General features: G+C 45.9%; 8 protein-coding genes. 4 read left to right on the top strand and 4 right to left on the bottom strand.

The genetic code is table 11. The annotated features are described in order from the left end of the window. Positions 1 to 364: 364 nt before the first annotated feature. The 3 genes from ACM0OZ_RS35705 (at position 365) to ACM0OZ_RS35695 (ending at position 4,729) form a co-directional block, all read left to right on the top strand. Positions 365 to 1,588: a hypothetical protein gene (locus ACM0OZ_RS35705; RefSeq protein WP_414587574.1), complete on the top strand. Its 1,224-nt coding sequence runs from the start codon at positions 365 to 367 to the stop codon at positions 1,586 to 1,588. A gap of 195 nt (positions 1,589 to 1,783) precedes the next feature. Beyond that, positions 1,784 to 2,320, top strand: a complete 537-nt coding sequence (locus ACM0OZ_RS35700) for a hypothetical protein (RefSeq protein WP_414587573.1) — start codon at positions 1,784 to 1,786, stop codon at positions 2,318 to 2,320. A 192-nt stretch (positions 2,321 to 2,512) separates the two neighbouring features. Further along, positions 2,513 to 4,729 carry a beta strand repeat-containing protein gene (locus tag ACM0OZ_RS35695; RefSeq protein WP_414587572.1) on the top strand — a complete coding sequence of 739 codons (2,217 nt, stop codon included), beginning with the start codon at positions 2,513 to 2,515 and terminating at the stop codon, positions 4,727 to 4,729. A gap of 449 nt (positions 4,730 to 5,178) precedes the next feature. On the opposite strand, the gene ACM0OZ_RS35690 is transcribed toward ACM0OZ_RS35695, so the two are convergent. Next, complete coding sequence (locus ACM0OZ_RS35690; protein WP_414587571.1) at positions 5,179 to 5,310, bottom strand: hypothetical protein; 132 nt, start codon at positions 5,308 to 5,310, stop codon at positions 5,179 to 5,181. 131 nt (positions 5,311 to 5,441) lie between these two features. Beyond that, positions 5,442 to 7,082 carry a metallophosphoesterase gene (locus tag ACM0OZ_RS35685; protein ID WP_414587570.1) on the bottom strand — a complete coding sequence of 547 codons (1,641 nt, stop codon included), beginning with the start codon at positions 7,080 to 7,082 and terminating at the stop codon, positions 5,442 to 5,444. 116 nt (positions 7,083 to 7,198) lie between these two features. Between ACM0OZ_RS35685 and ACM0OZ_RS35680 the strand changes: the two genes are divergently transcribed. Then, entirely contained in the window at positions 7,199 to 7,987 is a 789-nt protein-coding gene (locus tag ACM0OZ_RS35680) for an Rpn family recombination-promoting nuclease/putative transposase (RefSeq protein WP_414587569.1), read from the top strand. A gap of 229 nt (positions 7,988 to 8,216) precedes the next feature. Here ACM0OZ_RS35680 and ftsH2 read toward each other — a convergent pair whose 3' ends face one another. Continuing rightward, the gene (gene ftsH2, locus ACM0OZ_RS35675) at positions 8,217 to 10,103 is read right to left on the bottom strand and encodes an ATP-dependent zinc metalloprotease FtsH2 (RefSeq protein WP_414587568.1); all 1,887 of its coding nucleotides are present in this window, start codon (positions 10,101 to 10,103) and stop codon (positions 8,217 to 8,219) included. 571 nt (positions 10,104 to 10,674) lie between these two features. Further along, positions 10,675 to 11,169 carry a hypothetical protein gene (locus ACM0OZ_RS35670; protein WP_414587567.1) on the bottom strand — a complete coding sequence of 165 codons (495 nt, stop codon included), beginning with the start codon at positions 11,167 to 11,169 and terminating at the stop codon, positions 10,675 to 10,677. Positions 11,170 to 11,288 lie beyond the last annotated feature (119 nt).

The following is an 11,288-nucleotide window of genomic DNA, read 5'->3' as shown; positions in this document are numbered from 1 at the left end:
GCGCAGGCGGATTTGGTGGCGCAGGCGGATTTGGTGGCGCAGGCGGATTTGGTGGCGCAGGCGGATTTGGTGGGTAACTCGTTTGCTTAGAGTTTCACCTTGAAAGAAAAATTGTTGGGTTAACTAATATCCAAACCAAGCCAACATCATTTCAAGAGCTACTACCTACATATCTAATTGGGTCATCTATAAATTAGTTTAAAAAGTCCTGTAATCGGCTCCTCGTTGACAGGTTACGGATGAATAATTACTAGTTTTAGCAACAGAATAGCAAGAAAAACTTAAAAATACAGGCTTATTTCTGTTTATTTCTATGCCTGTGCTTCCGCAATTTCTAACCTAGAACTAGAAGGATTCTTAACTAATGGCAACTGACACTTCCTTTCTTCAAGATATACCTGAGGTATCTCCCGTACGGCGCGTAACTGATGCCGTTGCTAGCATACCCGGCACTGGCAATCAATCGAGCGGCGGTAGCTCCTCAGGTAGCAGCACCTCAGGTGGCAGCAACCCAAGCTCTGGTGGCTTCGGTAGTGGCGGTAGTCAAGGTGGTGGCACCAATTTTGAAGACGCAAGTCAGACGCAATCGTTTCAAGCAAGGGTTGAGACTGACCAACTAGTTTCCTCAAGTTTAGCTGAGGCTGGTATCACTTTACCCGGCAGTGGCGCTGGTAACTCTCCTGCTGATAGTGGTAGCGGCAACAGTTCGTTTGGTGGTGCGACTGACGGTGGCAACAACCCGTTTGACCCTGGCTTTGGTAGCAACGTGAGCAACCAAGCTATCCAGGCTAGCCAATCTGGTGGCGGCTTCGGTGGTGGCAGCACTGGCGGCTTCGGTGGTGGCAGCACTAGCGGCTTCGGTGGTGGCAGCACTGGCGGCTTCGGTGGTGGCAGCACTGGCGGCTTCGGTGGTGGCAGCACTGGCGGCTTCGGTGGTGGCAGCACTGGTGGATTCGGTGGTGGCAGCACTGGTGGATTCGGTGGTGGCAGCACTGGTGGTGACAGCAATCAGTCTGGTAGCCCCTTCAGCGGAAACGCATCCGCAAACGAGATAGACGCAACTCGTTTCGGTCTGACTGACTCCATCACGTCACAAGTAAGCAGTGGTAACCCTGACTCAAACGCAATTGCGAGCGAGATAGATTATGCTGTTAACAACGTTGTCAACAACCTAGGTGGCACATCATCAATTGATGCAGGCAATGCTTACACTGAAAGCACCCCGGTTGTTGGTGGTGGCAGTGAGCTTTCCCTATCACCTAACAGTGAGGTTAGTGTTGACCCGATCACCAACTATCAAGGCAGCGCTAGTGCTGTAAATGAAGAGTCTTTGCGAACAGTTAGCGACTTCTTGATAAATGTCTCTGATGGTTCCTTTGATCCGTCCTTGTTAAGTGGCGTTGACAGTGAATCTTTCAACACATTTGCCGGGCTTATCAATGAATATGCTCAAACAGGCAGCGTATTGGGTTCTGGCAGCAATCAATCAACAAATTATGACTTCAGTCAATTACAAGGTGGTGACTTCATAAGCTCCAGCACCATTTTCGACACAAACCAATTTGGTGGTAGCAGCCCGTTTGCTTAGAGTTACACCATGAAATAAAAATTGTTGGGTTAACCAATACCCGTGGCAACCCAACATAGTTTCAAGAGCTACTAGCCATTAACTAGCCTCCGCTCAGGAAACCAAAGAAGAAAGTTATATACCGATTTAGCTTGCTTCTTTTAGTTTCCTTTGCTCAACAAATTTTTTGTTCTAACAATAGGAGGATTTTTAGTTATGGCAACTTCTAACACTAACTCTGCTGTTAGTAGTGACAGTGTTTTTCCGCAGTTACCATTGAATGTCCAAAATGGCATCCGGACAAACATCTCAACCTTTACTGACATTGTCAACCAATACAGAAGTGTCAATACGGCTGCAACTGGCGACCTGCCTTTAGCACCTGTGGTTGATTTGGTGAATGCGGCTTATGGCAGCAACTCACCCTTCTTAAATGGCAATGCTAGTGGGTCTAGTGGTAACAACACGGTTGCTGGTAGTGGCAGTGTATCAAGTGGTAGCAGTCCAGTGACTGGTAGTAGCAGTGTGTTTCCTGTGCAATCGTCCTCTGAAGTTTTGAAGCTGGTAGAAGCTGATATCTCAAGCTTTTACAACCTTGCCAATCAGAATTCTGGTACTGGTAGTCAGCTTCCGCAATCACCTTCTGATGTATTGCAACTCTTTGCGAGTGACATCATAACCTTCAGTAACGCTATCGACCAATTGCAATCTGGGAACAATGCGATCGCTAGTACTAGCACTCCGATTGTTTAACGTCCCAGTTTGAAACAAAAAATGTTGGGTTGACCTTTTTACAGGGAAACCCAACAAGATTCCAACATCTACTAGTCAATAAACAGCCTGCACTTAAAAAACCAAACAGCAAAGCAATAAGGCAGGCTTTATGTATTTAATTTCCCCCATTTTACGAGATTTCATTCCTAAAAATTAGGAGGATTATTTTTAATGACAACTTCTACCGTTGAGTTTGACAGCAATTCAGTTATTCCCTCAGCTACTGATGTTCCCTCAGTGACTGACCTAGGTGGTGCTGCCAGTGACTCCGTTGTTGGCAATTACTCGGCTGATAGTGTAATTGTCTCAGATCCCCTAACGAGTGGTGGCAGTTCCCTATCGGTTGACACTTATGCTCCTATCACCTCTGCTCCTACTGATGGCAGTCTGACTCCAATCAGTGGCAGCACTACTGATGGCAGTCTGACTCCAATCAGTGGCAGCACTACTGATAGCAGTCTAACTCCAATCAGTGGTAGCACTACTGATAGCAGTCTGGCTCCAATCAGTGGCAGCGCTACTGATGGCAGTCTGACTCCAATCAGTGGCAGCGCTACTGATGGCAGTCTGACTCCAATCAGTGGCGGCGCTACTGATGGCAGCAACCCATTTAGTGGCAGCCAAGGTGCTGGCAGCAACCCAATCAGTGGCGGCGCTGGTGCTGGCAACCCAATCAGTGGCGGCGCTGGTGCTGGCAACCCAATCAGTGGCGGCGCTGGTGGTGGTAACCCAATCAGTGGCGGCGCTGGTGCTGGCAACCCAATCAGTGGCGGCGCTGACAGTAACCCATTTAGTGCCAGCCAAGGTGCTGGCGGCTTTGGTGGTAGCAACCAAGGTGCTGGCGACTTACAAAGTCTCGGCTTAGGAACTGGCACTACCAATACCTTTACTAGTGCTAAAAATAACCCTTATGCCGGTGGTGGGGGTGAAGCGTTCGCTAGCCTTGGCAACGTAATTGTTAATGATAATCAATGGATTATCGGTAAAGAAATCACACCAGAAAGATTTACAAAAGTAATCAACTATACTGTCGAGGAGATGGTTGACTCCGTCATCGGCAAACTGAGTGACAGATTATATCAGAGCGGCATTGTTACCTCCTCCAGTGGAGCAAACCCATTTGCTGGTGGAAACAACCCGTTTGGTACTACCAATGCGCCAGCTCTCGACTACTTGAAACAGGCTTACGGTACAAACTTCCCCATACCTAAATCAGCTGAGAATTTCACCACATCCGTCTACGCTCAAACCTTGCCAAGTGGATCTGGTACCTCGGCTGCTGCTGGTGGTACTCCGGTTGCTGGTGGTCTTGCAGGTGCTAGTGGTGGCAACCCGCTTGTACCTAGTAATAACACCTCTATTGCTCCTGGCAGTGTACCTCAGGGATCATCCTTAGATATTTTGCAGGTTGTGTTTGGTGACGACTTAAAAGGCGGTAGCGGCGGAAGTGCCAAATCACCCTCCGAGGTTTTGAGGATTGTTCAAGATGACCTCTTAAACTTCACCAAAACAGTCAACTCTGCTACAGGTAGTAAACTGTTTAGTGGTAACAGTACGCCTCTGAAATCAGGTTCGGATTTGTTGACGCTCTATAAAAATGACATCCTGAGCGCCAATACTGGTATCAACAATGTCAACGAACTCGGTGGTGGTAGTGGAGACCCATATAGCAACTTAGTTGCTGGTAGTGGTTCTCAAGCTGTTCAACCACCCAACGATATCATATCCACTGTCCTTGGTGGTCTGTTGCCCTTCAGTGGCAGTGATAACATTTTTAATACTCCCGAAGGCGGTATACCCATTGGTTATGGCAACAAGAACTTTGGTGCTGACAACGCTGTCATCGGTAACGCCAACTGGAACTATGGACACTCTAACGTAAGCGTCGGTAATGCTAACTGGAATTGGGACTCCAGTAAGAACAACGCAACCATTGGTAATGGCAACTGGAATTTAGACAATACTCAAAACAACAGAACCATTGGTAATGGCAACTGGTACTGGGAGTCAACCAGTAACAACAAAACCCTTGGTAATGGCAACTGGAGCTTCGGAAATAACAACACAACCATTGGTAATGGTAACTGGGACTACGGTAGCAACAACACAATCATTGGTAATGGCAACCAGGTCTTCACCAGCAACAGCGTAGTTATTGGTAATGGCAACTGGTCTGTGGTTATTGACAAATCAAACACTGCCGCTGGCGACTTCCTTGGCAAGTTGGATAATCTAGTGTTGTCAGTAGGAATCAAGGATGCTGCTGATACTTTGGTGAATTCCCTCTTCACCAAGTTCGCTGATGCTTTCCAACCCTTAACAGGTGATTTCACCGCAGCAACTCGGAAGACCTATGACCAGTTCTACTGGGATCCAACAACAGTTTAAACCCAGGTAGCCTGTAGGGGCGCAAGCAATAGCTTGTGTGCTAGGTGTACGAGTGTAGAGAAAAATTCATAGCATTTTACATCCGGTACCCTACTGTTGATACCAGTCACAATCTTCCTGCTCTCAGGATACTTTTCACTGCTTGCAGTCGATTGAGTTTGCTCAACCGACTGCTTTCTTATGCCTATCTGCTTTCTGCCGATTGAACCACTTTGACGTTTCCCCCAAACCCTTCACTGTTTTTGCTGTGCAAAAATACCTTTAGGGAACGTTTCGCTTTTTCCCGCCTTGTATCCCCACCTTAAGAAGATGGGGAATTACGGCGTTTTAGTTAAAAGTGAGCGAACTGACCATAAGCCAAACTAGATGCTGCTTTAGCTAAAATTGGCTCATGGTTAATAGAAAACAGAACAGGTGCGTTACAGTCCTACTCCCTTCCCGGTACAAAATTACCTATCTTTTCCTTGGCGTTCTTGGCGACGCCAGTCGCCAACGGAGGGAAAGCCGTCATTCGCGCTGGCTCGTCTTGGCGGTTCGTTAATAGGTAATCTTCCAGCGTGACAGCAGTAATACCATTTCACGTTAATCGCGATACATTTAAATTCTGTAAAGACGCGCCATGGCGCGTCTCTACACTACGGATTTGTATCGTCCTTTTCATAAAATGGTAGAATGCGCCTTATTTTATCTTTGTTAATCTGCAATTTCCGCCCTATTTCAACTGAAACTCATCAAACTTAATGACCTGCGAATCCGGGTTTAGTGTATCAAAACGATAGCTGTTGACCGTACCTGTACTCGTGTCAAAGATGCTGAAAACCGTGATGTCATTACTCGCAATATAGGGCATCGGTTTCCCATCTTCATCCAGCATGGGAGTAATTGTTGGCACTACAGATCCTAAACCATATGGATCGCCAAGTTCAGTATAATGCTCTTGATAGCCAATAGGCACTTCTCGCTTATTGTTACCCCAAGCAGCACCGTAAGAGTTACCAACATTAGACGTTTCTAAAAAGTGCATTCCACTCGGACTGACAAAGCGGTTCCACAAATGGGAATGTCCATAGAAGACTAACTGCACACCAGCAGTTTCCAGCAAGGGGATAACATCGCGGATGATGTAGTCTGCATCCTTGGGGTACTCGTAACGGACTGCCTTGATGTTACCGTCAGCATCGGGTTCAATAACTTGCACTGGGTCGGTATATGCCGGAACTATGTTACCACCCAAGGTGTGGGGCGGATGATGCAACATCACCACTTTGTACTTTGCTTGCTGAAACTCAGGATTATTGAGTTCTTGTATTAACCAATTGTATTGTGTGCTGCCTTTAGCAATTGGCTCATAAATATGTTGCCCGTAACCCCAATTCTCTGGGGTGTTGAAATCTTTTTCCCGTTCTCGGTATCTGCCTCTAGCCTCTGGATCCAAGTTGGGCGATCGCCACATATTTGTCACGTACAGTACTACCAAACGCACATCACCAAAGCTGACTGCGTAGTAAGTTTTTCCACCTTCTTTACTCTCGGGTAAGCTGAAAATCTCTTCATATGTATCCGTATTAAAAGAATTCTCTTTGAGAAATTCCTGCCCATATAACTTGAGAGCAACTGCACGAGGCATCGTAGCATCAAATTCATCATTTATACTTCCACGATTCGTGCGTCCCATAATTTCATGGTTGCCAATGCAAGTAAACATTGGCGCGTGTTGAATGATTTCACCGCCACTGTAGATTGTCTTGACCCCATTGTTGTTCATTTCATAATGAGCACGACCTTGCAAACAAGGAAAGAAAGCACCGCCACGATGATCATCAAACCATTCGGAGGCGCGATCGCCAATATTAACCAAATCACCAGCGAACCAAACCGCATCGACTCGTCCAACAGTCTCCACCACCTTTTGCAAATTTGCTGCAACCATTGGCTTGATTTGATGATCAGAAGTCAGCAGAATTTTCATTGGTTTACCTGGACTCGGCTTGGGTGCAAGCGTAAACAGATGACTGCTAACGCTTGCGTCATCTTCTCGCGCACTCGTTACATAGTACGAAACTCTTGTGTCAGGAGTTAAGCCAGTAATCTCAGCCTCATGTCGCCAAATATCACGTAGCACAGGATTTTGATAAACTTGTCCGTCTTCGGTTTGGTTTCCAACTCGTGATTGTTGGTCTTCCCGCGTGCGGCTGAGTTTAGTAGTCCTGGCAACAGCAGTTTGAGCGAGATTCTTACCGTAGGTAACTATATGTCCAGAACCAGCAAACTCAGTAAACCAGACAACTCTCACTGAAGTTTCCGCTGGTAATTGCAGAAACGGATCACTCAGCAACTGGGGTGGAGATGTCATAAATTTTTGCTTCGATAAACACACGTTTATCAGGTTAAGCCATCTCGATGAAAGTTAGGGTTAAGCGTTGAGTTTACAATCAAAGTTGCTCAAACTCCTGAATTTTTCTAATAATTGTGAGACGAGATGCCATTTTCTATCAAATTTTTCAGCGATTTCCCCGCTTATTTTTTGAACTCATTGGACAGACTCCGCCACAAATCGATAATTATCGCTTTGACTCAGTCGAGGTGAAGGAACTCAGTTTCCGTATTGATGGAGTCTTTTTACCACCGGAAGATGCCGAGTCGAAGGTTGTATTTTTTGCTGAGGTGCAGTTCCAAAAAGACCAGTCCCTTTACCATCGGTTCTTCTCAGAATTGTTCCTCTACCTTTACCGCAACCAAACACGTTATGACGACTGGTACGGGGTGCTCATCTTTCCAAGTCGGAGTTTAGAGCCAGATGACTCAACAATGCATCGTGCTTTGCTTAATAGCTCTCAGGTACAGCGCCTATACTTGGATGAGCTGGCTGATCCCAACGAACAACCTATAGGTATCAGCCTGGTATTATTGACCATTCAACAAGAAGACCAAACTGTAGAGCAAGCTAAACAACTAATTGCACGTGCCAGGGAGGAAGATACAGGCACTCTTTCTAGAGAAGCGATAATTGATATAGTCACCACAATCGCTGTGTACAAATTTGCATCTTTTAGCCGAGAGGAGGTAGAAGCGATGTTAGGGTTGAGTATTGAACAAACTAGAGTTTATCAGGAAGCTAAGGAAGAGGGGCGTTTAGAATTGTTAGCTGCAACTGTGCCACTGCTTTTACAAACAGGGATGACGATAGAGCAAATTGCCGAACAGATAGGTGTAGAGGTAGAAGTAGTACGGCAATCAGCACAGCGAGGTACTAAATAACGTGAGTTCGATGTATCTTGATTTGACCCCTCTCCAAACCTCTCCCCTTGTAGGGGAGAGGCTTAAAAATCCCGTTTTTACGTAGCTCCTGCCTTTCCTTATAGGGAGAGGTCGTGAGAACTCACGTTAAATAGATATCGAGAAAATGAAAATTTATCCAAATAAAAATAGGGATGGCACTAACCATCCCTATTGAATGAAGTAGGGCATAGCCCTACCTAATTTAAGATTAGAGAGTAGGCATATACTGCGACTTTTCAGGTACAGTCGTGTACTCAGCCACAATCTGACGGAATTCATCACCGTCAATGGTTTCTTTTTCAACGAGCAAATCCACTAACCGATCAATGAGGGTGCGGTTTTCCTCTATGAACCGCTTTGCGGTCTGGTGACATTCTTCAACTATGGCACGGACTTGGCTATCAACACGAGCCGCAATTGACTCAGAATATTCTGAGCGTGTCATCCAGTCACGACCCAAGAAGACTTCTCCCTGCTGGCTTTCCAAGGATATTGGTCCTAAATCAGACATTCCAAACCTTGTCACCATTTGCCGTGCCATGCTGCTGACTTGCTGTAAGTCGCCTCCAGCGCCAGTTGTGACTTCCGCAGAACCAAAAATCACTTCTTCTGCAGCACGACCACCTAAAGCACCAGTAATTCTGGCTTTGAGTTGAGCACGAGTAATCAGCCCTTGCTCTTCAGTGGGAGTAAACCAAGTTAACCCTTGTGCCTGTCCCCGTGGAATCAAGGTAACTTTTTGCACTGAGTCGTGGTCTTTCAGCAATGTTCCTGCGATCGCATGTCCGACTTCGTGGTAAGCAATCAAACGCTTGCTCTTGCTATCTACCAAAGGTGTGCCTTCCATACCGGCAACAACCCGATCAACAGCATCATCGATTTCTAGATTGGTGATCGCTTCTTTACGCCGTCTCGCTGTGAGAATGGCAGCTTCGTTGAGCAAGTTCGCTAAATCTGCACCTGTAAAACCAGGGGTACGACGGGCGATCGCTTCTAAAGAAACGCCAGCGTCTAGTTTCTTGTTGCGGGCGTGGACTTTTAAAACATCCAAACGTCCTTTGATGTCGGGTGCATCAACAATCACTTGTCGGTCAAACCGTCCGGGACGCAATAATGCTGCATCTAACACGTCAGGACGGTTGGTGGCAGCAATAATAATGATGCCAGTGTTCCCTTCAAAACCATCCATCTCGGTAAGCAGTTGGTTGAGGGTTTGTTCCCGCTCATCGTTTCCACCACCGATACCTGCACCCCGTTGACGTCCTACGGCGTCGATTTCATCAATAAAGATGATACAGGGGGCGTTGTCTTTTGCTTTCTTAAACAGGTCGCGGACGCGGGATGCACCCACACCGACGAACATTTCCACAAACTCTGAACCGGAAATTGAGAAGAAGGGAACACCTGCTTCACCAGCGATCGCTTTTGCTAACAGCGTTTTACCTGTTCCCGGAGGTCCGACTAACAGCACCCCTTTGGGAATGCGTGCGCCCACAGCAGTGAATTTTTCTGGTTGTTTCAGGAAGGTCACAACTTCTTGCAGTTCTTCCTTGGCTTCTTCAATACCTGCCACATCGTCAAATTTCACTCCGGTTTTTGCCTCCATCTGGAAGCGAGCTTTTGATTTCCCGAAGTTCATGGCTTGACCTGGACCACCAGGTAGGTTGCTAGAACGACGGAACAAAAAGAACAGCCCTGTAATCAATAAGATAGGAAAAATCAGATTACCCAGCAATCCCCAAATTGCGCCATCATTCCGCATCGGATGGGCGTCAAAACTAACTTGTTTTTCTTTTAGCTTGTTAATCAGTTCAGGAGCGCTTGCAGGCAGATCCACCCGCACCCGTTGTATCCGGTTGTCCAGGTCTGGATCGACGGCTTCCACAATTGCCGTTCTACCACCTTCATATAAATCAACATTGGTGACTCGATTCGCGTCCAAGTATTCCAGAAAGCGACCATAAGTCATGCGGGTATTGGCTGAATTTCTAGTCGTGTCCGCAGGAGCACCAGAAAATGCCCCTTGCCAAAAGAAAAAGCCAATGACCAAAGCTGGCAATGTCCACAGTACTAGGACTCTCCAGGAGAATTTCATCTTAATTTTGCCTCTAGATGCATATACAACAAATTAATGGCACACAGAAAGAGCCTTTCAAACCGATGTCTATAACTGCATTTTTTATCCGATGTTATGACAGACGATGGCTTCGTCGCTAGCTTGAGAGCCAGCAAGCCGAAGCTTTATTAAGAATCTTAATTAAATTTAACTTAATTTTGCTATGGATGTCTTGTTTTAAATAGAGAAATTTCCCGCCAAGACTGTTTGGCAGGCAAGCATAGACCCCTAGCTTAGACTGGTGCTATCGCAGTTCTCAATTCGTTGCAATACGGGTTGTTTGTAGGATCACAGTCATGCTGTGTTCCTACCGGGCTGCGTGTATTTCATACTTAGCGTTTTATAATAAATTAAGTTTGAACATTGACTATAAAACAATCTTGTGATAGATTCGAGAAACCGAAATTTTACCATAAACAAATCTAATGTAGACAATTTCGGTTGTCAAATCTGGTTTGGCTGAATTCCTTGTGCCAGTAGAAATTCTGCCAATTTTGCCGCTTGTTCAGAACACAATACACCAATTTTTCTGCGGCGGGGTAGCCGCTACCTAACTTTTGTATATGGTTAGAGTGTAAGGAAGATACTTGTCTTTTTTGTAAGAACCAATCCAAATATAGTAGGTTCCTGGCAGCCATTCCCCAATCATACCGGGATTTTTACCATCAAAATCATCATTGCACCAGACGCCTCCAGGACCGGTAACAATTAAAGTGGTATCCTCCGGGCTTTGTATTTGCAGTCTTAGGTACTCGAATTTACTTGTCAGTTCAACAGTATGGTCTGGTTCTTCATCAAAATATCCAGTACAGGCACCTGTAGGAGTTTCACTTTTACCAGCAATTTCCCTTGCCGGTATGGAACCACCATTTATACCGCGAACGCTTTGGGGATTTGGGGAAGAGTTTTGACCGATGATGATATCTCCAAAAATGGTTGGAGCCGTTTCCTCTGCATGAGATGTTGTATTCATTGCTGACGCGATCGCCAGCACCGCCATCATCAAAGATAATCTTATCCCTCGATTTATCTCTTTTGTCAGCATTTTAATGACATACTTTTTTAAGTATTTCTAGAGACATCTATGTTACACAAAAAGTTCCTAATGCGAGGGTATTTAACTAATTGTCTCACTTTGTACTGTGCAAAAAAATCATCGTTTGT

This window comes from Scytonema sp. PCC 10023 (assembly GCF_963920835.1).
In the GTDB taxonomy this organism is placed as follows: domain Bacteria; phylum Cyanobacteriota; class Cyanobacteriia; order Cyanobacteriales; family Nostocaceae; genus Kalymmatonema.
Note: the sequence above shows the minus strand (reverse complement) of the source record. Positions and strands in the feature narration are given on the sequence as shown.

Bases quoted from the DNA above. Each gene is read 5' to 3' on its own strand.
- ACM0OZ_RS35685 (WP_414587570.1), bottom strand. From the start codon at position 7,082: ATGACATCTCCACCCCAGTTGCTGAGTGATCCGTTTCTGCAATTACCA.
- ACM0OZ_RS35695 (WP_414587572.1), top strand. From the start codon at position 2,513: ATGACAACTTCTACCGTTGAGTTTGACAGCAATTCAGTTATTCCCTCA.
- ACM0OZ_RS35670 (WP_414587567.1), bottom strand. From the start codon at position 11,169: ATGCTGACAAAAGAGATAAATCGAGGGATAAGATTATCTTTGATGATG.
- ACM0OZ_RS35700 (WP_414587573.1), top strand. From the start codon at position 1,784: ATGGCAACTTCTAACACTAACTCTGCTGTTAGTAGTGACAGTGTTTTT.
- ACM0OZ_RS35705 (WP_414587574.1), top strand. From the start codon at position 365: ATGGCAACTGACACTTCCTTTCTTCAAGATATACCTGAGGTATCTCCC.
- ftsH2 (WP_414587568.1), bottom strand. From the start codon at position 10,103: ATGAAATTCTCCTGGAGAGTCCTAGTACTGTGGACATTGCCAGCTTTG.